Origin of the sequence: Kiritimatiella glycovorans (assembly GCF_001017655.1) — a bacterium.
In the GTDB taxonomy this organism is placed as follows: domain Bacteria; phylum Verrucomicrobiota; class Kiritimatiellia; order Kiritimatiellales; family Kiritimatiellaceae; genus Kiritimatiella; species Kiritimatiella glycovorans.
The window spans coordinates 2,385,276-2,406,720 of record NZ_CP010904.1 but is presented as its reverse complement, the minus strand read 5'-3'; the positions used below and the strand labels follow the sequence as shown (position 1 = coordinate 2,406,720).

21 protein-coding genes are annotated in these 21,445 nt (G+C 63.6%); 12 read left to right on the top strand and 9 right to left on the bottom strand.

Annotated elements, in window-relative coordinates; translation table 11 throughout:
- Positions 1-24: 24 nt before the first annotated feature.
- The 3 genes from L21SP4_RS10070 (at position 25) to L21SP4_RS10060 (ending at position 2,537) form a co-directional block, all read left to right on the top strand.
- The gene (locus L21SP4_RS10070) at positions 25-948 is read left to right on the top strand and encodes a cation diffusion facilitator family transporter (RefSeq protein WP_052882531.1); all 924 of its coding nucleotides are present in this window, start codon (positions 25-27) and stop codon (positions 946-948) included.
- Positions 949-1,080: 132 nt separating this feature from the next.
- Positions 1,081-1,539: an EF-hand domain-containing protein gene (locus tag L21SP4_RS10065; RefSeq protein ID WP_201774624.1), complete on the top strand. Its 459-nt coding sequence runs from the start codon at positions 1,081-1,083 to the stop codon at positions 1,537-1,539.
- A gap of 218 nt (positions 1,540-1,757) precedes the next feature.
- Positions 1,758-2,537 carry an HAD-IIA family hydrolase gene (locus tag L21SP4_RS10060; protein ID WP_052882529.1) on the top strand — a complete coding sequence of 260 codons (780 nt, stop codon included), beginning with the start codon at positions 1,758-1,760 and terminating at the stop codon, positions 2,535-2,537.
- 492 nt (positions 2,538-3,029) lie between these two features.
- On the opposite strand, the gene L21SP4_RS10055 is transcribed toward L21SP4_RS10060, so the two are convergent.
- Positions 3,030-4,058, bottom strand: coding sequence for an IS110 family RNA-guided transposase (locus tag L21SP4_RS10055; RefSeq protein ID WP_052881618.1), 1,029 nt, complete (start codon positions 4,056-4,058; stop codon positions 3,030-3,032).
- Positions 4,059-4,651: 593 nt separating this feature from the next.
- Here L21SP4_RS10055 and L21SP4_RS10050 point away from each other — a divergent pair.
- Complete coding sequence (locus tag L21SP4_RS10050; RefSeq protein ID WP_052882528.1) at positions 4,652-4,912, top strand: FitA-like ribbon-helix-helix domain-containing protein; 261 nt, start codon at positions 4,652-4,654, stop codon at positions 4,910-4,912.
- A complete protein-coding gene (locus L21SP4_RS10045) occupies positions 4,909-5,292 on the top strand; it encodes a type II toxin-antitoxin system VapC family toxin (RefSeq protein ID WP_052882527.1) in 384 nt (127 codons plus the stop codon). Before L21SP4_RS10050 ends, L21SP4_RS10045 begins: the two co-directional genes overlap by 4 nt.
- A gap of 7 nt (positions 5,293-5,299) precedes the next feature.
- Here L21SP4_RS10045 and L21SP4_RS10040 read toward each other — a convergent pair whose 3' ends face one another.
- The 8 genes from L21SP4_RS10040 to L21SP4_RS10005 form a co-directional block, all read right to left on the bottom strand.
- Positions 5,300-6,976 carry a cation:proton antiporter domain-containing protein gene (locus L21SP4_RS10040; protein ID WP_052882526.1) on the bottom strand — a complete coding sequence of 559 codons (1,677 nt, stop codon included), beginning with the start codon at positions 6,974-6,976 and terminating at the stop codon, positions 5,300-5,302.
- Positions 6,976-7,632 (bottom strand): PTS sugar transporter subunit IIA, encoded by a 657-nt coding sequence (locus tag L21SP4_RS10035; RefSeq protein ID WP_052882525.1) that lies wholly within the window; start codon positions 7,630-7,632, stop codon positions 6,976-6,978. Before L21SP4_RS10035 ends, L21SP4_RS10040 begins: the two co-directional genes overlap by 1 nt.
- A 547-nt stretch (positions 7,633-8,179) precedes the next feature.
- Complete coding sequence (locus L21SP4_RS10030; protein WP_052882524.1) at positions 8,180-8,983, bottom strand: ABC transporter permease; 804 nt, start codon at positions 8,981-8,983, stop codon at positions 8,180-8,182.
- A complete protein-coding gene (locus tag L21SP4_RS10025) occupies positions 8,980-9,606 on the bottom strand; it encodes an ABC transporter ATP-binding protein (protein WP_052882523.1) in 627 nt (208 codons plus the stop codon). Before L21SP4_RS10025 ends, L21SP4_RS10030 begins: the two co-directional genes overlap by 4 nt.
- 235 nt (positions 9,607-9,841) lie before the next feature.
- The gene (locus tag L21SP4_RS13540) at positions 9,842-10,186 is read right to left on the bottom strand and encodes a type II toxin-antitoxin system PemK/MazF family toxin (RefSeq protein ID WP_052882056.1); all 345 of its coding nucleotides are present in this window, start codon (positions 10,184-10,186) and stop codon (positions 9,842-9,844) included.
- Positions 10,180-10,416, bottom strand: a complete 237-nt coding sequence (locus L21SP4_RS10015; protein ID WP_052882057.1) for a ribbon-helix-helix domain-containing protein — start codon at positions 10,414-10,416, stop codon at positions 10,180-10,182. The genes L21SP4_RS13540 and L21SP4_RS10015 overlap by 7 nt, the downstream gene beginning before the upstream one ends.
- A 145-nt stretch (positions 10,417-10,561) precedes the next feature.
- Positions 10,562-11,707: a THUMP domain-containing class I SAM-dependent RNA methyltransferase gene (locus L21SP4_RS10010; RefSeq protein WP_052882522.1), complete on the bottom strand. Its 1,146-nt coding sequence runs from the start codon at positions 11,705-11,707 to the stop codon at positions 10,562-10,564.
- A gap of 17 nt (positions 11,708-11,724) precedes the next feature.
- On the bottom strand, positions 11,725-12,705 hold the full coding sequence (locus L21SP4_RS10005) for a hypothetical protein (protein ID WP_052882521.1): 981 nt from the start codon (positions 12,703-12,705) through the stop codon (positions 11,725-11,727).
- A 244-nt stretch (positions 12,706-12,949) separates the two neighbouring features.
- On the opposite strand from L21SP4_RS10005, the gene crcB reads away from it, so the two are divergent.
- The 7 genes from crcB to typA all read left to right on the top strand — a co-directional run bounded on the left by crcB (position 12,950) and on the right by typA (position 21,274).
- Positions 12,950-13,336, top strand: coding sequence for a fluoride efflux transporter CrcB (gene crcB / locus L21SP4_RS10000; RefSeq protein ID WP_074041461.1), 387 nt, complete (start codon positions 12,950-12,952; stop codon positions 13,334-13,336).
- Positions 13,337-13,477: 141 nt separating this feature from the next.
- Positions 13,478-14,530: a right-handed parallel beta-helix repeat-containing protein gene (locus L21SP4_RS09995; RefSeq protein WP_052882520.1), complete on the top strand. Its 1,053-nt coding sequence runs from the start codon at positions 13,478-13,480 to the stop codon at positions 14,528-14,530.
- Positions 14,527-15,483, top strand: a complete 957-nt coding sequence (locus L21SP4_RS09990) for a CvpA family protein (protein ID WP_160300804.1) — start codon at positions 14,527-14,529, stop codon at positions 15,481-15,483. The genes L21SP4_RS09995 and L21SP4_RS09990 overlap by 4 nt, the downstream gene beginning before the upstream one ends.
- A 1-nt stretch (position 15,484) precedes the next feature.
- Complete coding sequence (locus L21SP4_RS09985; protein ID WP_082116686.1) at positions 15,485-16,930, top strand: UbiA family prenyltransferase; 1,446 nt, start codon at positions 15,485-15,487, stop codon at positions 16,928-16,930.
- Between the two features lie 480 nt (positions 16,931-17,410).
- A complete protein-coding gene (locus L21SP4_RS09980; RefSeq protein ID WP_052882518.1) occupies positions 17,411-18,313 on the top strand; it encodes a nucleotidyltransferase family protein in 903 nt (300 codons plus the stop codon).
- Positions 18,310-19,104: an exodeoxyribonuclease III gene (gene xth, locus L21SP4_RS09975; RefSeq protein WP_052882517.1), complete on the top strand. Its 795-nt coding sequence runs from the start codon at positions 18,310-18,312 to the stop codon at positions 19,102-19,104. The genes L21SP4_RS09980 and xth overlap by 4 nt, the downstream gene beginning before the upstream one ends.
- A gap of 373 nt (positions 19,105-19,477) precedes the next feature.
- Positions 19,478-21,274, top strand: a complete 1,797-nt coding sequence (gene typA / locus L21SP4_RS09970; protein ID WP_052882516.1) for a translational GTPase TypA — start codon at positions 19,478-19,480, stop codon at positions 21,272-21,274.
- The last annotated feature ends 171 nt before the right edge of the window (positions 21,275-21,445 follow it).

Sequence of the window (21,445 nt, the reverse complement as noted above, 5' to 3'; positions counted from 1 at the left end):
GGCATCGAATACTGAATGTGAACGATGACTGAACATCGGCACCACTCCCATCATCACGAGCACGCGCATGACCGTGAAAGCGGTATCGGCGTGGCTTTTTTCCTGAACGCCGGGTTCACGGTTCTTGAAATTGCGGGAGGGTTGTGGACGAACAGCATGGCGATCCTCGCCGATGCGGTACACGATCTGGGCGACAGTTTCGCGCTGGCGTCGGCATGGTATTTCGAACGTCTTTCCGGCCGCGGGCGCGACCGCTACTATTCATACGGCTACCGCCGCTTTTCGCTGCTCGGCGCACTGATCAGCACCATTGTGCTGATTGCCGGGGGCATGGCGGTGCTCTGGCGCGCAGTTCCGCGCCTCCTCAATCCCGAGCCGGTGCACGCCGAAGGCATGATCGCATTCGCGGTGCTCGGCGTGATCGTCAACGGCCTGGCCGCTTTGCGGCTGCGCCGACAGAAGGGGATGAATGCGCGCGTCGTGCTGCTGCACCTGCTCGAAGACGTGCTCGGCTGGATCGCGGTGCTGTTGACGGCCGTCGTGCTCGTCTTCCGCGATATCCCCGTCCTCGACGCCGGCCTGTCGATCCTGATCACGATCTGGGTCCTGCGCCGGGTCTGGATCAATTTCCGGCGCATCCTGCAGGTTTTTCTGCAGGGCACCCCGGAGCATCTCGACCCGGTCGCGATCGAGTCGGAACTAACCGGCATTGAAGGAGTGCGCTCGCTGCATCATGTCCACCTCTGGTCGATGGACGGGGTCCGCCATATATTTACCGCCCACGTGGTCATCGATCCCTCGTTCAAGGGAGAGCGGCGGCGCGGTATCCGCGAGGAAGCGCGTGAAATACTCGACCGATATGAGATCTTCCATTCCACGCTCGAACTCGAGCCCGGCGACGAACCCTGCGGGATGGAGGATGTGCCCTGCGGCTCGCCGCGGAAGTAGCGCGCGCGGTACGCATGCGGCTTGATGCCCCGACGGCGTGCAATAAACGGCCACCCCCTGCGTTCTGTGCACCGGAAGAGAGCACGGACGGGCCGGCTCTCGACGGGTTCCCCTCAAACAGGAGGATGTACGATGAGGACGGGAGTAAAAATGCTGACGGCCGTATGCGCCGGACTGATCGCTACGGCGGCCACGGCGCAGGACTGGGATGGACCGCCCCGGGGCGGGCGGCGCGGAGAGGAAGGAGCGCGCGGCGATCGGGGCAAACAGGCGATGGACCGTTTTCGCCAGGTGGACCGCAACGGTGACGGTGTGCTGTCGCTCGAGGAATTCCGCGCCGTTCATAACCGGCGCCGGGCGAAAATCGAAGAGCGGCTGGGCGACCGGATCGATCCCGAGCGGATCGCGAAGATGCCTTCGTCCACGGAAATCTTCCGCCGGATTGACGCCGACGAGAGCGGGGGACTCGACCCGCGTGAAATGCATGGAGCCCATCGCCGGATGCGCGAGAAGATGCAGCAGCGACGGGCGCGGCGTGGCGGTCCGGACGGGGACCGCGACCGCGGCGGGCGGCGTCCGTGGGCCGAGTAGCCCCGTGGGCGAGCGTCATGAAAGGCGGCCCCTGCGGGGCCGCCTGAGTTCCACATCGGGACACGCAGGGAAATACCGTATTCGTGCTCGAGCCTTCACGCTCTTCATGTCCTTCATGGTAAATCCTGATCCGCATTTACGATGCAATCGTAAATCTCTCACTTAAATTCAGGCCGAATGAGCTTCACCGGGCCGGGGGTCTTCGTCAGAATGGCCGCATGAAACTGACCGGCAAAAAGGGCTTTATCTGCGACATGGACGGCGTGATCTATCACGGCGACCTGCTGCTCTCCGGGGCGCAGGATTTTCTGCAGGCGCTGAAGGACCGCGGCAGGCATTACCTCTTCCTCACCAACAGCAGCCAGCGATCGCCGCGCGAGCTGAGCGAGAAACTCCGTCGGCTGGGACTCGACGTCGACGCGGAACACTTCTACACGAGCGCGATGGCGACGGCCGCTTTCCTGGCGTCGCAGTGCGAGGGCGGGTCGTGCTACGTGATCGGCGAGCCGGGACTCACGAATGCCCTTTACGACGCGGGGTTTTCGATCGATGAGGTCTGTCCCGATTACGTCGTGGTCGGCGAGACGGGCAGCTACAATTACGAGCGCGTGCGCCACGCGGCTTCGCTCGTGCTGAAGGGCGCACGGCTGATCGGAACCAATCCCGACGTCACCGGTCCGGCCGAGGGCGGCCTCGTACCCGCCACCGGGTCGCTGATTGCGCCGATCGAGATGACCTCCGGCCGCAAAGCCTATTTCACGGGCAAGCCCAATCCGCTGATGATGCGCAGCGCGCTGAAAAAACTCGGCTGCCGGCGGGAGGAGACGGCCATCGTCGGCGACCGCATGGACACCGACATCATCGCCGGCATCGAGGCCGGCATCGAAACGGTCCTCGTCCTCAGCGGCGTAAGCTCCCGTGAAGACCTGCAGAACTATCCCTACCGCCCGGGCCATGTGCTCGAGGGGGTGGGGGATATTTTCGGTCCTGAAGCCTGACCCGGCCGGCTTCGTTCTTCCCCCCCCGGTTGTCCTTCGTATTCTTCGGTGCGCCAAGCAAAGCTTGGCTGTTTCTAACTGAATGAAAGGAGTCACCCATTAGAGGTTCCGGTCAAACACAAAAGTCCCCTTCGTGCCGCTGATCAAGCGGCTTCCCTTCATGCCTTGTTTTGATCGGATTCAACCGTCGCCTCAACCGTTGCGTTCCGTACCGTGGTTTTCGTTTGCGGTTGTTTCAGTCACCCATCTGGTTTTTAGGTGAGGGCGAATCTTTTCCAGATCCATGGCCGCCACCCGTTCTCGTATTGGAGCCAGAAAACCGTTTGTTCCCGCTCGTTGCCTATTCAGTCACCGTGGTTCATCTGCACGCAGACTTCCAGACCCTTGAAGGCTGACGACAGGACAGACCGCAAAAGCTGAAGCGATGCCGCCGGTTCCAATCAGTCCGCTGATTTAAGCAGACCCCTAGCCGGTTCCCGGCAGCATCGGGTTTTAAAACAACATTCCCATTACATATTCCTCCCCGTTCATGACATGCCAAACGGCTTTGGACAATTTTGCCGCCAAGGCCTTCTTCGCCACAATCGCGTTGCGCTTTTTCTTCTTCCGGTCATACCAGGATTGAATCTCCGGATAAAAGCGCGGAGCGAAGCTCGCGGCTTCAACGAAAGCCCATGCGAGAAACGGATTGCCGTTGCGCTTATTGTTCTCACCTTTCTTCCTGCTGTTGGAACTTCGCTCACTTTTGACGGCGCGGCAGTAGGAGGCGTAGCATCCCGCGTTCGGGAAGCGGGCGAAGTTGCCGCTTTCAAGCACGATGGTCATCCCAAGCGCCTTCCCGATGCCCGGCACGGTCTGAACCTGTTCAAACGATGGGTTGGGCTCAATAAACCCCAGCACCGCTGATTCGATCTGTCCGGCCAGCCGCTCACTGCACTGGACCGCCTCAAGCAACGTGCGGAGTTGAAGCTGTACGAACGGATCAAGGCCCGTCGCCTCGACATCCGCCTGCGTCCACTGCTGAAGAGCACGCGATCCCGGCGCCTTGAATCCGTAACGCTCCAGCAGGCTTTGCAGGCTGAGCATAACCTGGGTGCGCCGCCTGACAAACAGCTGTCGGCGTCGAAGCGCGTCGCGAATCGAACGAACCTCCTTCGGATAAATGTAGCTCTCCGGGAAAATATCCAATCGGAGCAGTTCGGCCAGCCAACGAGCATCCGATGCGTCATCGGCATGTTTCAACCCCTTGTACTGTTTCATCTTCGCCGGATTCCCCAATCGCACGTCCCGGTTCTGCTCACGCAAGCCGTCCACCAGCCAGTACCAGTTGAACGTGGACTCAATCCCCATCGCCTGAACCTGCGGCCAGTAGGGATCCATCGCCTCATTGACTGCATCGAGCGTGGTTCGTACCCGCCGCCGGAAGACTTCCGTGCCTTCCCGGTCGCAAATCGAGAGAAAAACATTGTTTCCATGCAGGTCGGCTCCTGCGTACAATTCCTTTGCGCTGGTCGTTTGCATATCCGGTACTCCTTTCGTTTTTGCTTAAACAAAGAGTACGTTGCATTCGACCAGCGTCTATTTCAAAGAACCTCTATATGGTTATCATCCCAAATTAGGCCGTTTAAGACGGATCGATTAAGCGTATCCGAGTAAAGGTGGCGGTTAAGTGGGCGACGAAGGGTCCGCTGAAGTGTGGACTGCGCCCTTCCACGAACCCTTAACCGCATTCTTCACCGCAACACTTACCCGGATACACGTAATCGAACCGCTTTCTCGAGCCCTTTATCCTGTCCGTCATAGTAGACCGGCACTCCTGACTTCCGAATCGGGACCCCCGCAGAACTATCCCTACCGCCCGGGCCATGTGCTCGAGGGGGTGGGGGATATTTTCGGTCCTGAAGCCTGACCCGGCCGGCTTCGTTCTTCCCCCCCCGGTTGTCCTTCGTATCCTTCGTGGTGAGTCCCGATTCTTCATCCGCATCCGTGCCGGCGGTTCCCAACCCGAACCCGGCATCCTCTGTGGCCTCAGTGGTGAATCCCGATTTCGATTTTTACTGATTTTTACTCAGTAATCCTTGCAGATGAAGGCAAAAAGTGCCATCATAGCAGGCATGAAAAAGAGGCATAAAATCCAGTATACGATTCGCGATGTGCCTCCGGAGGTGGACCGGCGTCTGCGGGCGCAGGCCGTCCGGGAAGGGCGCAGCCTGAATTATGTGGCGGTGGAGGCTCTGTCGGCGTCGGCGGGGGTGGGCGAGGAGCCGATCGAACACCATGATCTTGATGCGGTGTCGGGGAGCTGGGTGGAAGATCCCGCGTTTGACGAGGCCCTGAAGGCGTTCGAGCAGATCGATGAGGACCTGTGGAGATGAACCTTTTAATCGACACGAACCGATACTGTGATTTCTGTTCCGGAGATCGGGAGGCCCTGCAGGTGGTGCGGCGCGCCCGAAATATATTCATGCCGCTGATTGTGCTGGCCGAACTGAGGGCCGGGTTTCTCTGCGGGACGCTCGCACGCCGCAACGAGCGGGGGCTGACGACGTTTCTCAACTCGGAACGGGTCGCCGTGTTGAGGCCGGATGAAGATACCAGTCATCACTACGGACGCATTTTCGCGCAGCTGCGCATGCTCGGAAGACCGATCCCGACGCACGATATCTGGATCGCGGCGCTGGCCGTGCAGCACGACCTGATCCTCTACTCCCGCGACGACCACTTTTCGCTGCTGCCCCAGATCGTCAGGGTGTGAGAAGACGTCATCGCGTTGCGGTTCCGCCGCGGCGCCGCATCAGTTCCTCGCGCACCCGCCGCCGCGCGCGGCCGCGTTCCAGCAGTCCCGCGGGCATCTCGTCGCCCCTGCTCAGTACGACCGGAACGATGTCCCTCTGCATCTGGTCCATCTCGTGCAGGGCCTCGCCGAGATTGCGCCCCGATTCGACCGTCGTGTCCGCCGCACCCGCCACGTCGCCGATCAGGAGCCAGTCCAGGCATCCCGGTTCGCAGAGTGCCTCCTTCAGCCCGTGAAAGGTCATCAGCCCCTCGAGATTCCCGTTGCGACCGATGACCGGACACGCCGAGGCATCGGTTTCGGCGAACAGGTCGTAGGCGCGCCGGAGGGGCACGTGCGAGGGCAGGGGCTCCATGTCGGTGTTCATGACATCGGCCACCGTCATGGCGTCCATGACGTCCTCCTCCGTCACATTGCGGCCGGTCTCGTCCGCGCGCTGCACGGCCCACCTCGTCACGGGCGGGCCGACGAGCTGAACGATCAGGGTCGTGGCCGTGACCGTGAAAATAATCATATCTCCGACATTCATCCCGTTGCCCAGCGGAATGCCGGAGAGGTGGTGGCCGGCCATGATCGAGAGTCCCACCGCCACGCCGCCCTGCGCGAAGATGGCCGATCCGAGGCCGTTGCGTACGACGGGTTCCGCGCCGGACAGGGTTCCCCCGAGCCAGGCGCCGGCCATCTTGCCGATGCTGCGGGCGATGACATAGACGGCGGCGAGCGCCCAGATCCAGAGGGGCATCGCGGCGAGCCCCAGTCTCGCGCCGACCAGCACGAAGAAGAGGATATAGACCGGGGCGCTGAAGGCACGCACCGCATGGAACAGTTCGCGTGAACGGTGCGGGACGAGATGGATCAGCGTGACCCCCGTCGCCATGGCGGCCAGGACGACATCGAGTTTCAGCGTCAGCGAAATCCCGACCGCGAGCATCAGGACCGCCAGGGTCAGGGCCAGGGTCCGGTCTTTCTGCACCCCGGCGCGGATACCGCGGCTCAGACCCCAGCCCGCCGCGACGCCGAGCACCACGGCGCCCCCGAGTTCGACGACCGTGTGCACGACCTGCGGCCAGATCGATCCTCCGTGTCGCGTCAGGATGCGTGCAACCCCCGTGCCCAGCCCGTACAGGGTCATCGCCAGCGCATCATCCAGGGCCACGATCGCGATGATCGCGGTCGTCAGCGCCCCCGCCGCGCGGTATTCCCAGAGCACATCCATCGTCGAGGCCGGGTCCGTCGCCGAAGCAATCGCTCCGAAGACCACCCCCGAGGAGACCGAAACCATCATATCGCCGGTAATCAGGTAGACCAGCAGTCCGCACGGCACCCCCACCAGTGCGAAGGCCAGCAGGCCTTCGCCGAGGAGGATCGCGACGAATTGCTTGCCGTACTTGCGGAAGATGTCCGCGTGCAGCTCGCCCCCGACCAGAAATCCGATAATTCCCAGCGCGAACATGTTGAACGGCTCCAGCGTCTCCTGTGCCGCGCCGTCCACCAGCCGCAGACCGCTGCGGCCGATGACGAGTCCGATCACGATGTAGCCGACCACCTGCGGCATGCGCAACCTGCGGAACAGCGCCGCGCCCGCCAGCCCCGCGAGCACCGCCAGGCCCAGCGTCGACAGCACCTCAAGGTCGAGCGCACCCATCAGCCCTCTCCCTTGAGCAGTCGACAGACTTCCTCGGGCGACCCCGCGCGGCAAATGCGTTCGCGTGCCTCGCCGTGCTTGAGTACTGAACTGATCGCCCCGAGCGTTCGTATGTATCCGGCGTGCTGATCGCGGTGCGCCGCCACCATGCAGACGATCCTCACCGGCGCGCCGTCGAGCGATTCGTAATCCGGAATCCCGTCCGGACAGACCGCCACGGCCATCACCAGATCGCTGACGCCGGCGATGCGCACGTGCGGCACCCCGACCTCGAACCCTATGCCCGTGCTCATCATCTCCTCGCGCCGGAAAATCGCCTTCTCCAGCTCGTCCCCGTCCCGGATTTCCGGGGCCGTCGAAAGCACTTCAACCAGCGTCTCGAGCACCCCCTGTTTGGTGTCCGCATCAGGGAAAATCACCCGTTCCGACGTCAACACCCCGCCCAGACCCGAACGCCTCGCAGAACCCGCGCTCTCCTCCGATGCAGACCCCAGTCGGCGGTTTACCCAGTCCTCGATATCCGCACGCCTGAACCTCCACGCCGTGCCCAGCTTCCCGCCCGGCAACACCCCCTTCTGCGCCCAGTCATACACCGTCCGTTCCGATACGCGCAGATATTCAGCCACTTCCTCCAAAGTCATAATATTGTGAGGCATAATCATCTCCTGCTTAAATAAGGACGAAGATGCAATGAATGTAAATATATGTCAACATCAAGTAAAAAAAGATAAAACTGAAGCTTGAGCAGGAGAGCCTCTTGCAAAACCCCGCGCAGTGCGCCGCCTAACGGCTTGCGTCGCGGCCATGAAGAGCATGAAGGGGTGAACATAATTCGTACTCTTACTCGTACTCGTACTCGGAGCGCCGAAGGCGCGATCCCACTCCCCCTGTTCAAGGAACTCGAGTACGAATTATGTCTGTGAATCCCGATTTAGAGTTCCCATCCGTGTCATCGGTAATCCGTGGTCGAAAACACAAGAAAGGTCTCTCGCCAAGGCGCAAAGATCGCAAAGATGGATGAGAAGAGCACAGGCAAAGCAATCGTGCGTTCTCTCTTACGTTCGTAGTAGGCCCGCAGGTCCGCGCAGCGGGGCCAGGGCCGTTATCTTTCACGCGCCTTGCCTGCGGGGCAGGCGTGCGGCGCTACTACGAACGGTGTCACGCGCCTTGGCCCTTCGGGCGCTTCCAGCTTCTCGCTCACGCTCACTTCCTTTCCCTCAGGCTTTCCTCCAGTCGCAGCCGGTGGCGGTCGTCGAACAGTCTGCGGGCGGTGAGGTGGACGGCGGCGAGGGCGCCGAATCCCGTCCCGGAGGCGATGAGGAACATGATGAGGATCTGGTATTTGACGGCCTCGACGGGCGGGGTTCCGCCGAGGATCTGACCGGTCATCATTCCGGGCAGGCTAACGAGGCCTGCCGCGGCCATGGAGTTCATGATGGGAATGATGCCGGTGCGGACGCTTTCCCGGCGGATGTCGCCGACGGCCTCGTCGCGGGTGTGTCCCAGCGCGAGCCGCGCTTCGATCGCTTCGCGCTGTTCGACGACCGAGCGGGTGAGGTGGTTCATGCCCAGTGCGATGCTGTTCATGGTGTTGCCCAGCAGCATGCCGAGCATCGGGATCGCGTATTGCGGGCGATACCACGGTTCCGCCTGTACGATGACCGTCAGGGCGAGCACCGTGACGGCGAACGACGAGATGAACATGGCGGTCAGTCCGATGCCGTAGCCCCAGGGTCCGCGCAGTTTGCGTTTCTGGCGGGCGATGACCTCCCGACCCGCGGCGAGCAGCATGATCGTCGCCATCAGCAGGACCCAGCCGGGCGCGGCGTAGGCGAAGAGGGCCTTGAGCACGAGTCCGACGAGCAGGAGCTGGATCACGGTGCGCCCGGCGGCGATCAGCAGGGTGCCGTGCACGTTCAGTTGCAGGGCGCGACTGCAGGCGGCCAGGGCGAGGACGAGGCCGGCGGCGAGCATCAGGTCGAGCGGACTGAGGGCGATCACGCTCATCCTTTGCCCCCTTCCGTATGCAGCTTGCCTGCGCGCAGCTGATACCGGCGCGCCCCCAGTCGTTCGGCCTGTTCCGCGGTATGCGTCACCCAGAGTACCGGCGCCCCGGTGCCGCGGGCGTACTCGCGGACGAGACGTTCGACTTTTCCCGTACTCACGGGGTCGAGCCCCGCCGTGGGTTCGTCGAGCAGCAGGGCCTGCGGGCGATTGCGGAGTACGCGGAACAGGGCCAGCCGCTGGCGTTCACCGGTGGACAGGGGGGGCACGGGGGATTCAAGGATCGCGTCGTCGAACCCCAGTTCCGCCAGCGCGTGCCGGTCGAACCGGTTTTCGAGGGGCGGCCGGGGCAGGTGCGCGCCCACCGTGTCCGCCCACCAGCGGCTCTCGGCGGGGAGGAACGCGACGCGTCTGCGCCAGGCGGGGCCCTCGATCTCATGGCGTGCCATATCGCCGAGCCGAACCTCGCCGCCTTCCGGCGGGTCGAGATCGGCGATCGCCCGCAGCAGGGTGGTTTTGCCGCTTCCCGAGGCGCCGGAGAGCGTGACGCACTCACCGCCGCGCAGTGTGAGTTCGAGCGGTCCGCCGCAGACCCACTCGAGGGCTTGCAGATACAGCGTCGACATAAACCAAAGCCCTCCCGCTCTGTTAGTCCACCACGATTCGAATTCGCGTTCCAGTTTTTTAAGCAGTCGAGCGTGACGATCGTTTTGCAGCGCGTCACCATGGTCGGATGCACGTCGTTTTCCGCTGCGATCTCGTCTCAGCTTCTTTGTCGGCTCTCCTTTCGGTCTCCTTTCTCGAGCGGACGACCCGCCTGAGCCACGCCGGCGTAGCGCTCCAGGCGGATGTTCGGCGCCCTCATCGCCCGAGAATGACGTCAATTCCGTTGATGACGGCAGTCACATGCCGGGGCGCCAGTTTCCCAACTCGCTCTGCGATTTGGCTGCGGTCTAAGGCAACGATCAAGGAGACCTTCGCAACGGAGTCCTTCGGGAGCCCCGTCGCCGACGACTTCAGCAACACATTGCCGGGAGCTGAGGCCCATTTGGTGTCGCTTGTGAGGGGGACGCAGACAACCGTGCCGATTCGGCTTCGATTGATGGCATCGCATTGGACCACCAAGACCGGGCGGCTGAAACCCGGGCCTGAGCCCGTTGGCTCGTCCAGTTCTGCCCAGCACACATCGCCTTGGCTGACTACCATTCGGAACGCCGCAACGTCTGCCGTGCGGCCCTCCGGGTGAATTCGTCAGGTTCTGCCCCGACCTCCTCCAGAACGGTGTTCATGGAGGAGGTGATTTTGTCGTCCTCGTGCTGGACGACGAAATCGGCCAGCGCTCGCGCGTACAACTGACTGCGCGACGTGTGCAGGCGGCGGGCAAGCCGCTCTCCCTGCTCGAATACGTCATCCGGAATAGATACTGCGGCTTTCATACCCGTAGTATTACCTCTGAATGCGATGGCGTCAACTCGCTTTCCTGCCGCCGAACGGCTGCGCTAAGGCGCGCGGTTTACCGCGTCGCCTTCAGCTCCTTGTTGGCCACGATTTTCCCCGGGTTCCTCACAAATTCATCCGCATTTAATACAGCTCGTACCGGCCGAGCACGCCTTCCAGTCCGCCGTTATTCAAATCCTGTCTCCACTCCGGTTTGAGGCCGATCTTCCTGAGCAGCCGGCGGTCCCCGGCGTATATCAGGGCCGTACAGCCCGTGCAGCGCTGCTTGAGGAAATCGCCCAGTTCCTTCATGCGCTGCTCGGCATCCTCGCGTTCGCCGAGGCGGACGCCGTAGGGGGGGTTGATCACGATCAGGCTGTCCCGGATCCGCTCGATCGACCGGAAGTCGCGCACCTCCCAGCTCGCCCGGTTGCGGCATCCGGGCAGGCGATCGAAATTCTCGCGGGCGGCCGACACGGCTTTCGGATCGAGGTCCGAGCCGCGGATCAGACCGGGCGGGAGCGGACGCATGGCGCCGTCCGCATGGGCCTTCACATTTTTCCATGCGCGCGGGTCGAAGTCGGGCAGCGACTCGAATCCCCATCGTTTACGGAGGAAACCGGCCGGAATCCGGCTGCAGTGCATGGCCGCTTCACAGAGGAGCGTACCCGAACCGCACATGAGATCGACCAGCGGTTGTTCGCCGTCCCACCCGGACAGGCGGATCGCCGCCGCCGCGAGTGTTTCGGCCATCGGGGCCTGTACGCGGGCGATCCGGTATCCGCGCTTGTGCAGGGATCCGCCGGAGGTGTCGAGACTGATCGTGGCGTGGTTATTCTTCACGAAGAGGTGGATGCCCACGTCGGGGTTGCGGACATCCACCCGGGGGCGGCGGCCGGTTTCATCGCGGAAATAATCGCACAGGGCGTCCTTGACCTTGAGCGCGGCGTAGTTCGAGTTCTTCAGGCCGGGGGTGTCCGCGGTGATCGCCTGCACGGCGAACGACCGGTCGGGATCCATCAGCGCGCTCCACTCGAGGCCTCTGACCCTGCGGTAGAGGTAGCGGTCGCTGTGACAGTCGAAGCCCGCCAGGGGCGCGAGCACGCGGACGACCGTCCGGGCCTCGTAGTTCATGCGATAGAGGGTGGTCAGGTCCGACGCCACATGCATGCCGCGGTAGGCCGGTTTGATCTCGCGCGCGCCGAGTTCGGTCAGTTCGCCGCGCGCGACTTCGTCGAACCCTCCGGCGATCTGCACAAAAAAACGCTGCGTCTGCTGATACAGGAACATGGACGCCGCCGGCGGGTTCAGCGCGAATCGACGCGCGCTTTGAGCTTGTAGTACCCCGAGGAATGCTCCTGGCGGGCCGTGTCGATGAAGACCCCGCCGGGAACGTCGTTCGACAGCAGCACGAAGCTGTCCGTCAGATTTTGCGCCCAGTACACGTCGTAGCGCCGCCCCGGTATTTCGTCCCAGCACAGTCCGCGGCGGTTGCCGCCTGGCGGCCGTGTGTGAAAGGGCTGACGCCGGTCCGGGCGGACGCCGGCGATGAAGGCCTGGCGGAAGGTGAGCCCTCCGTTCGAGGACAGGGCGCCGGGGTTGCAGTTCGTGACGCCGCCGGAGAACTTCTGTTCCCACCAGTCGGGGAGCCCGTCCCCGTCCCGGTCCGGGGCGTCGGCCGGCGCCCTTTGCCGGTCGGAGACGTTGATGTTATCCACGTAAAGCGATCCGCCGTTTTCGCTCCCCACCCTGAGTGCGTCTACGTGCCGGTGGGATGAGTAGAGCGGAAGCCCGGCGGCGATGTTGGTCCCGTTCATGCTCAGGTTCCAGATCAGGTCCTCGTAGTCACAGAACAGATCGAAGCGCGTCCATTCGCCCAGGGGCATCCTGGCGTCGAGTTTCAGGGGGGTGGTGTTGCTGTAGACGACGAGACAGCGGTTGGTATCGACGAAAAAAGCCGCGCTCGTGTTTGCGTCGGTCACCCCGGCATGATCGGCGGGCAGTGTGTCGATTCGGGCATGAAAACGGAGCCATAACGTTGAACCGGCGCTGGAAAGCGCATGCGCAGCCGAGGAATCCTCGATTCTCAGCGCCTGACTCCCGCCCGCCGACACGGTCGACTGCACTTCGGCGATGCCCGAATTCGTGGCGATCCAGCCGCCCTGGCCGTGGACCGGGCCGTTCGTCATCCCGCCGGCGGGTTCGAACGTCTCATCCAGAATCGTCGCGGCCGCCGCGCCTCCGCACAGGACCGCGAGCACCGCTGGAATGATTACGTAAATCCGCATCGTTGTACCCTCTCATGCCCGGCGTTACGGCGCAACTCGAATTCAGGCGAAAACCGCGAATTGAGCGGGTCGCCCTTGTTTCCTGTATAGAGAACCGCGAATAGAGGTGAATGGGCGCGAATGTCATCAAAATATCGTACTCGTACCCGAAATCCTGTAAACACCGGACCCGTATTGCGTAGATGGGGCATTCGGACCGGGAAGTTCGAAGTGCGGTGTCCGGTCAACTCAGGGTTCACGCTCAATGATTTTTCTACGGAACATATTGCTGGTCGGATGCGGCGGGTTTGCGGGGGCGGTGTTGCGTTACCTGGCTGCGGTGTGGGTGCAGCAGTGGGCGCAGGGCACCCGTTTCCCGGTCGGGACGCTGGCGGTGAACGTGACCGGCTGCCTGGTCATCGGACTGCTCGGCGGCTGGGCGGACCACATCGAGGCCTTCCGGGCGGAGACGCGCCTGGTAGTATTCATCGGCGTGCTCGGTGGATTCACCACGTTTTCATCGTTCGGTTACGAGACTATGGTCCTTCTGCGCGACGGATTCGCCGTCGCGGCCCTCGCCAACGCAGGGCTGCAGTTGTCGCTGGGGATGCTGGCGGTATGGGCGGGCTACACCGCCGCAAGCCTGCTGTGAGGTGATCAGGAAGCCCCGCAATCTCGCAATCGACGCTTCCGCCGGTCAGGGTTCATATTTCATCGGACAGTCCTCCGCGGCTTCTTCTTGCCGGGGCGCAGTGGAATAGGGTATGCGAGAGTCGGTCATGCGAGACGACCCATGATGATACACACGGCATTATTCCGGCTTTCCGCCCCGGTTTTTGTCCTCCTCGCCGCAGGTGCGGCGGCGAGGACGCTTCATGTCGACCCCGCCGGCGGCGCGTACCGCACACCGGCCGCGGCGGCGGCGGAAGCGTCGGCGGGCGATGTGATCGAACTCGCGCCCGGCGTCTACGGGAGCGGGGCCCAGACGGCGGAGGACGGGATTCGCTCCCGCGTCCGGATCCCCGCCGGCGTCACGCTGCGGTCACGGGAGGGCGCGGAGGTCACGGTGATCGACGGAGCGCGGGAGGTTCGGGGCGTCCGGATGATGAGCGGTTCAAGGCTCATCGGAATCACCGTCAGGAACGGCACCGCGTCCGCCGGCCCCGAGGCCCCGGTCACGGCCCGAAGCGGCGGCGGCGTCTACGCCGCGGAGGACGCGCGCATCCTCGACTGCGTGATCGTCTCGAATGCGGCGGGCATGTACGGCGGCGGCATCTACGGCGGCGGAATCGAGCGCACGATCCTGAGAGACAATCACGCCAGACGCGGCGGCGGCGCGGCCTATGCCGAACTCATAAACTCGGTGCTGTACGCGAACAGGGCGGAGCACTTCGGCGGCGGCGCGTATCGCTGCGACGGCGTGCACTGCACGGTGGCCGGAAACATCGCGGAGTTCGGCGCGGGCGGGGTGTTCGAGGGCACCTGGGAGAATTCGATTGTGATGTACAATCGGGGAGCGCACGGGTCGCGCAACAGCCTCTGGGCGGCGTTCGTCTATTCCTGCAGCGATCCGCTTCCGCGCGGAAAGGGCAACATCGATGAAGCGCCCGGATTCCTCGACCCCGCGCAGCGCGATTACCGGCTCATCTACCCCTCGCCCTGTATAGACCGCGGGGCCTTCCGGGATCGGGTCATGGAAGATTGTAACGGTACCCCGCGCCCTCTGGACGGCAATAACGACGGGGTTGCCGATCACGATATGGGGGCGTATGAATATCTGCACCCCAGCGCGGATACGGATAACGACGGCGTTCGCGACCGGGTGGAATGGGGGGCGGAACAGTGAAGCCATGGATTTTCGACGCGGCGGCGGTCCTGATCCTGCTGATCTTTATCGTCCGGGGGTTGAGGCTGGGCGGTCTCGCGGCGCTGCTGCGGTTCGGCGCCCCGGTCGCCGGGATCGCCGCCGCGCTCTGTTTCGCGGGCCCCGTTGCGGCGGCGATCCACGACCGGGCGGGCTTTGCGGCGTGGTGGGTCCCGGTCGTGACGAGCCTGGCCCTGTTCATGGTGGTTCTCGTGGTGTTCGGGGCGGCCTCGAACAGCCTGCGGCCTCAGAGCGGGGCGAAGAAGCGGGGCCGCGGATCGTCGATCCGTTTCCTGAACCGGCTCCTGGGCGCGGCGGCGGGACTGGTCGTCGGAGCCCTGTTCGTGGTCGCCGTGTTCTGGATGACGGATGCCTTTCGCGGCGCGCTTCAGGCGGGCGAGTGGCCCGCGTTCCACCGCTCGCGCGCGCGGGCCTGGTCGAGCGAGGGAGTGCGGCGTGGCGTCTACGCGGCGGTCCGGCCGCGCGTCGGACGCGAGCGTATGGCGGTCGGGGTCGCGGGACTCCTGTCCGAACCGGGCCGCACCTGCGAGACCTGGCGTCGACTCTGGCGCGACGAAGACGTGCAGCGGCTGATCCAGAGCGAGCGCTTTGCGCGCGATCTTTTCTCCGGGCGTTCGGCCCGTATCGCCACGAATCCCGAGCTGCATGCCCTGCTCCGCAACGAAGAGGCCGTAGCCGACCTGGAGGCGCTCGGAATCCTGCCCGGGCGGATGGCCTCCCCGCTGCACAGGCAGGCGCTGGCCGCTGCGCTCGCGCAGCGAGGCGAGGCGTTGCGGAGCGAGCTGGATTCGAAGGGATACGAGTCGTTCCGTATGAGATGGGCGCGGTGGCTCGACGGGGAGATCGGCTTTACGAAAATCGCGGTCGATCCCCGCTTCTGGAAACTCACGCGCATCTTTTTTAACGGAGGATAATGTGGCGGCGGAGCGTGAGCAAGGGGCGTTCATCCCGCCCCTGTATGTCGATCTCGACGGGACCCTGATCCGGAGCGACGTCTTTCTCGAGGCCGGGCTCCAGTTTCTCAGCCGACGTCCGTCCGGAATCGCGGAACTGGGGCGCCGTGCCCGTGCGGGCCGCCCCGGTTTGAAGCGCTGGCTCGCGGAGGTGGCCGAGCTCGATGTGGACGCGCTTCCCTGGCAGACAGAGTTCATCGCGTGGCTGCGGGCGGAAAAGAAGCGCGGGCGGCGCCTGGTGCTCGCCACGGCCGCCGACGGGCGGATCGCGCACGCGGTGGCGGATCATCTCGGTTGTTTCGACGCTGTGTTGGCCAGCGACGGCGAGGTCAACCTCAAGGGCGCGGCCAAGCGCGACCGCATTCTCGAGCACTGCGGCGGCGGTCCTTTTGCGTACGCCGGCGACAGCAATGCGGACCGTCCGGTATGGAAGGCGGCGGCGGAACGGATCGCGGTCCGGCCGTCCCCGGGACTGGGCCGCTGGCTGCGGCGGCACAGTGCGCGCGTCTTTGCCGAGGAGACGGTCCCGCGTCCGAGTCGTTCCTGGCCGAGGGCACTGCGCGTCTTCCAGTGGATGAAGAACCTCCTCGTTTTCGCGCCGATGATCCTCGCGCACCGGCTGGGCGATCCCGCGCTTTACCTCGCCGGCATTACGGCCTTCATCTCGTTCAGCCTGCTGGCCTCGTCCGTCTACGTCATGAACGACCTGGCCGACCTGGAAGCCGACCGCCGACATCCCCGCAAGCGCCGCCGGCCATTCGCCTCCGGGGCGCTCAATCCGGGCTGGGGGCTGCTCGCCGCGCCGCTCCTGCTTCTGGGGGCGCTGCTGACCGCCCTCGCGCTGCCGCCCGCCTTCGCGGGATGGGCGGGGCTCTACGTCGTGCTCAACCTCGCCTACTCTTGGGGGTTCAAGCGCATCTTTCTGCTCGATGTCCTTACCCTGGCGGTCTTCTATACGCTGCGGTTCGCCGCGGGGAGCGCGGCCACCGGGGTGCCCTGTTCGCTGTGGTTCGTCGCCTTTTCACTGGCGGGATTCATGAGCCTCGCGTTTGTCAAACGCTACGCCGAACTGCGCGAGGTGAAGGAGGCGAACACGCACGACCGGGTGAAGGGCCGGGGGTACCGCGTCCGCGATCTGGGTCTGCTGCTGGGGTGCGGGGTGGCGATGGGTGCGGCCGCGGTCGGCGTGTTCTGCGCCTACCTGGCCAGTGCCCAGGTTTCGACGCTGTACGCGCGGCCCTTTGTGCTCTGGGGCGTGGCGGCCCTGATGGTGGGCTGGCTGGGCCGCATCTGGCTGCTGGCGAAACGCGGCGTGCTGCGCGACGACCCCGTGGAGTTCGCCCTGACCGATCGCGTAACCTGGGTCCTCGCCGCCCTCGCCGCCGCGCTCGTGCTGATCGCGGCCTAGGGATCCCGCCTTCTTTATCCCGCTGCGCGTGAGGGTAGGGATTCTGCTGTACAGCAGAAGTCCGTCCGATTCCTGAGTTCCACATGGGGACACCCGGGGGAAAATCGTACTCGTACTCGTACTCGTACTCGTACTCAGCGAAGCGGTACTCGTACTCGAATTCCTTGAATCGGGGGAGTGGAATCGCGCCTTCGGCGCTCCGAGTACGAGTGCGAGTACGAGTACGAATTATGTTCACCCCTTCATGCTCTTCATGTCCTTTTTTATCCCCTCCGAATCTCCCGCATCCCACCTTTCCCGGGAACCCTTCCATAAAAATCCACGAATAACCTTTTTTCCGCCGGGACACCCTGATTCAAAACTCACTTCAATGTTCACAGGTATCGATTTCGACTTCGATTTCGATTTCGACTTCGGGTTCATTTCCGTATCTTCTTCACCAGAACCCGGAACCCGGTATTGAAAAGGAGAGAAGATCGTATGAAACCGACACTGGTGATTATGGCCGCGGGCATGGGCAGCCGCTACGGCGGGCTGAAACAGGTCGACCCGATGGGTCCGAACGGGGAGATCGTGCTGGATTATTCGGTCTACGACGCGATCCGCGCCGGGTTCGGCAAGGTCGTGTTCATCATTCGACGCGATATCGAAAAACCCTTCAAGGAACATATTGGCGATAAACTCGCGGAGAAGATCCCGGTGGAATACGTGTTCCAGTCGTTGGAGGACCTTCCCGATCCCTACGCGGTGCCGGAAGGGCGCGAGAAGCCCTGGGGCACCGGCCAGGCCGTGCTGTGCTGCCGCGAGGTGGTGTCCGAGCCGTTCGCGGTCATCAACGCCGACGACTACTACGGGCGGCAGGGGTTCGAGCTGCTGGCGGAGGAACTCGGCGGCATGGACCCCGAATCGGGCGACAGCTGCATGGTCGGGTTCCGCATTCGCAATACGCTCTCGCCGAACGGGCCGGTTACGCGCGGGGTGTGCGAGGTAGAGGACGGCTTTCTGAGGCGCGTGGTGGAGACCTTCAAGATCGAAGAGGACGAACAGGGGCGCGTTCACAGCACCGAGGAAGGTCAGGTCCGGGAGCTCTCCGGCGATGAGATCGCCTCGATGAATATGTGGGGGTTCACGCCGCAGATTTTCACGGTGCTGGAGGATAAGTTCAAAACGTTTCTCGGGGAACACGGGCAGGAGATGAAATCGGAGTATCTGATCCCCACCGTGGTGGATGAGATGATCCGCGAAGGGCTGACGCGCGTAAAGGTGATGCGGTCGGAGGACGAGTGGTTCGGGGTCACCTATCCCGAGGACAAACCCACGGTCCAGAAGGAGATCGCGCAGCTCGTCGACGAAGGCCGCTATCCCTCGCCGCTGTGGTCATGAAGATCGCCACCTTCAACGTGAACTCGATCCGCACCCGGCTGCCGATCGTGCTGGACTGGCTGAAGGAGCACGAGCCGGACGTGCTGGCCGTGCAGGAGACGAAGACCCCCGACGACCAGTTTCCGGCCGGAGAGATCGAAGCCGCCGGATACCGCGTCGGGTATCGCGGCTTCAAGGGCGGGGCGGGCGTGGCCGTCATCTCGCGCGACGAGCCCGAAGAGGTCCGGTTCGGGTTCGACGACGGCGGACCCGCTGACGAGGACCGGTTGATCGAAGCCCGCTGGCCGGGCCTGACGCTGATCAACACCTACGTTCCGCAGGGACGGTCCATCGACCACGAGATGTATGCCTACAAGCTGGAGTGGCTGGGCCGGCTCAGGCGCTACCTCGCGCGCCGGCACGATTCTGAAGAGCCTCTGATCTGGGTCGGCGATTTGAATGTCGCGCGCGGCCCGAACGACGTCGCGAAGCCGGAGAATAAAAAGAAGCACGTCTGTTATCATGAGGACGTACGCGCGGCGTTTGAGGAGGTGCTGGAATTCGGGTTCGAGGATGTCTTCCGCCGGCACCACCCGGACGAAAAGCTGTTCTCGTTCTACGACTACCGCGTGAAGGACGCGCTGGGGACCAACCGCGGCTGGCGCGTCGATTATATTCTGGCGACGGAACCCCTGGCCGAGCGGTGCACCGGTTGCGCCATCGATCTCGAACCGCGGCGGCGGGAGCGCCCGTCGGACCATACCGTGGTCCATGCCGATTTTGACTGTCCCCCCGGGAGGACAGGGGGATAGAGGGACGGGGATCACCATGAAGGACATGAAGAGCATGAAGGGGTGAACATAATTCGTACTCTTACTCGTACGCGTACTCGGAGCGCCGGAGGCGCGTATACCGTTCGTAGTAGCGCCGCATGCCTGCCCCCCGGCAGGCCAGGCGCGCGAAGATAACGGCCCTGGCCCTGCTTCGCAGGCCTGCGGGCCTACTACGAACTTTTTCCGCTGCGCGGACCTGCGGGCCTACTACGAACGTAAGAGAGCGCGCACGATCTCTTTGTCTGTGCTCTTCTCATTCATCTTTGCAGCCCCGCGCTTTTCGCTCGCCTTTTCCCCCGGCTGGGCTATCTTCTCCGCTCATTTTATGTACCCGAGCACGGAATCCATGCCTATGAACGAATTAAGAAATATCGCGATCATCGCCCATGTCGACCACGGCAAGACGACGCTGGTCGACCAGATCATGCGCCAGGTGCGGTTGTTCCGCGAAAACGAACAGGTACGCGAGTGTTTCCTGGACAGCAACGACCTCGAGCGCGAGCGCGGGATCACGATCCTGTCCAAGAACATCAGCGTTCGCTACGAGGGCGTGAAGATCAACCTGATCGACACCCCCGGCCACAGCGACTTCGGCGGCCAGGTCGAGCGCGTCCTCAAACTCGCCGACGGCGTACTGCTGCTCGTCGATGCCGCGGACGGTCCGATGCCGCAGACGCGGTTCGTGCTGAAGAAGGCACTGGAGCTGGACCTCCAGCCGATTGTCGTGATCAATAAGATCGACAAGCCCGACGCGCGTCCCGACGTGGTGCTCGAGCGGGTCTTCGATCTCTTCGTGGAGCTGGATGCCAGTAACGAGCAGCTCGACTTCCCGCACTATTACGCCAGCGGGCGCGACGGCTGGGCGGCGCAGGAGCTCGAGGACGCACGCGAGAGTCTGAGGCCGCTGCTGGACGGGGTGATTGGGAAGATCCCCGCCCCCGAGGTGCACGAGGGGCCGGTTCAGTTTCAGGTGGCGTCGATCGACTACAACTCGTTCGTCGGTCGTATCGGCATCGGCCGGGTCTATCGCGGGACGCTGCGTACCGGCATGCCGCTGACGCTCATCCGCCGCAACGGCGATACCGAGCCGGCGCAGCTCAAGCAGCTCCTGAGTTTCGAGGGACTTGAGCGGCGCGAAACCGAACGGGTCCCCTGCGGCGAACTGTGCGCGGTGGTGGGGATGGAGGATATCGACATCGGCGACACGGTGGCCGACGCGGAGCATCCGGAGTCGCTGCCGTTCGTGGAGGTCGACGAACCGACGGTGGCGGCGTGTTTCGGGATTAACGACTCCCCGTTTTTCGGCCGCGACGGCACCTACGTGACCAGCCGCCACCTGCGTGAGCGGCTAATGACGGAGGTGCAGAAGGATGTGGCGCTGCGGGTGCGGCCGCTCGCGGACGACCGGTTTGAGGTGTCCGGCCGCGGGACGCTGCACCTGTCGATTCTGATCGAAAACATGCGGCGCGAGGGGTACGAGATGAGCGTCTCGCGCCCGGAGGTGATCTGGCACGAACGCGACGGCGTGCGGGAGGAGCCGTTCGAGGTGCTCACCGTGGACGTGCCTTCAGAGCTGTCCGGAAAGATTATCGAGCAGGCGGGATCGCGGCGCGGCGAGATGGTGGCGATGGAACCGGCCGGGGCGCGGGTTCTGCTGACCTTCCACATCCCGACGCGGGGATGCATCGGGCTTCGCAGCCGCCTGCTCACCGCCTCGAGCGGCGAGGCGATCATTGCGCACCGCTTCTCGCACTACGCCCCGTACGCCGGCGAGGTCCCGCTGCGCAACAGCGGCGTGCTGATCAGCATGCAGAACGGTCCGGCCGTGTCGTTCGCCCTCGACGCGCTCCAGTCCCGGGGCGAGTTTTTTGTCGAAGCCGGCGAGGAGTGCTACGAGGGGATGATCGTCGGCGAGCACTGCCTGGAGACGGACCTGATCGTCAACGTCCAGAAAACAAAAAAACTGACCAACGTCCGCGCCGCCGGATCGGATCGCAATATGAAAATCGCCCCGCCGCGCAGGCTCAGCCTCGAGGAATCACTCGAGTACATCGCGGCGGACGAATTGCTCGAGGTTACCCCGAAGGCGATCCGGATGCGTAAGAAGCTGCTGAAGGAACACGAACGCAAACGCGCCGTCTCGCGCTGACGGGAGCAGGGCACCATGCCTCTTGCGGCTATTAACGTGCGTTTTATAACGTGCGTTATAAACGGGAGGTAACGGTGAGTGCTTTGACGCCCACGCAGTTGAGGAAGGATCTTTACGCCCAGCTTGACTACGCCCTTAAGGGGGTGCCTGTGCACATTCACACACGGCGGG

Excerpts from the sequence above, each read along its gene's own strand:
- L21SP4_RS10070 (WP_052882531.1), top strand. The coding sequence starts at position 25 with ATGACTGAACATCGGCACCACTCCCATCATCACGAGCACGCGCATGAC.
- L21SP4_RS10065 (WP_201774624.1), top strand. The coding sequence starts at position 1,081 with ATGAGGACGGGAGTAAAAATGCTGACGGCCGTATGCGCCGGACTGATC.
- L21SP4_RS10060 (WP_052882529.1), top strand. The coding sequence starts at position 1,758 with ATGAAACTGACCGGCAAAAAGGGCTTTATCTGCGACATGGACGGCGTG.
- L21SP4_RS10055 (WP_052881618.1), bottom strand. The coding sequence starts at position 4,058 with ATGCAAACGACCAGCGCAAAGGAATTGTACGCAGGAGCCGACCTGCAT.
- L21SP4_RS10050 (WP_052882528.1), top strand. The coding sequence starts at position 4,652 with ATGAAAAAGAGGCATAAAATCCAGTATACGATTCGCGATGTGCCTCCG.
- L21SP4_RS10045 (WP_052882527.1), top strand. The coding sequence starts at position 4,909 with ATGAACCTTTTAATCGACACGAACCGATACTGTGATTTCTGTTCCGGA.
- L21SP4_RS10040 (WP_052882526.1), bottom strand. The coding sequence starts at position 6,976 with ATGGGTGCGCTCGACCTTGAGGTGCTGTCGACGCTGGGCCTGGCGGTG.
- L21SP4_RS10035 (WP_052882525.1), bottom strand. The coding sequence starts at position 7,632 with ATGCCTCACAATATTATGACTTTGGAGGAAGTGGCTGAATATCTGCGC.
- L21SP4_RS10030 (WP_052882524.1), bottom strand. The coding sequence starts at position 8,983 with ATGAGCGTGATCGCCCTCAGTCCGCTCGACCTGATGCTCGCCGCCGGC.
- L21SP4_RS10025 (WP_052882523.1), bottom strand. The coding sequence starts at position 9,606 with ATGTCGACGCTGTATCTGCAAGCCCTCGAGTGGGTCTGCGGCGGACCG.
- L21SP4_RS13540 (WP_052882056.1), bottom strand. The coding sequence starts at position 10,186 with ATGGTAGTCAGCCAAGGCGATGTGTGCTGGGCAGAACTGGACGAGCCA.
- L21SP4_RS10015 (WP_052882057.1), bottom strand. The coding sequence starts at position 10,416 with ATGAAAGCCGCAGTATCTATTCCGGATGACGTATTCGAGCAGGGAGAG.
- L21SP4_RS10010 (WP_052882522.1), bottom strand. The coding sequence starts at position 11,707 with ATGTTCCTGTATCAGCAGACGCAGCGTTTTTTTGTGCAGATCGCCGGA.
- L21SP4_RS10005 (WP_052882521.1), bottom strand. The coding sequence starts at position 12,705 with ATGCGGATTTACGTAATCATTCCAGCGGTGCTCGCGGTCCTGTGCGGA.
- crcB (WP_074041461.1), top strand. The coding sequence starts at position 12,950 with ATGATTTTTCTACGGAACATATTGCTGGTCGGATGCGGCGGGTTTGCG.
- L21SP4_RS09995 (WP_052882520.1), top strand. The coding sequence starts at position 13,478 with ATGATGATACACACGGCATTATTCCGGCTTTCCGCCCCGGTTTTTGTC.
- L21SP4_RS09980 (WP_052882518.1), top strand. The coding sequence starts at position 17,411 with ATGAAACCGACACTGGTGATTATGGCCGCGGGCATGGGCAGCCGCTAC.
- xth (WP_052882517.1), top strand. The coding sequence starts at position 18,310 with ATGAAGATCGCCACCTTCAACGTGAACTCGATCCGCACCCGGCTGCCG.
- typA (WP_052882516.1), top strand. The coding sequence starts at position 19,478 with ATGAACGAATTAAGAAATATCGCGATCATCGCCCATGTCGACCACGGC.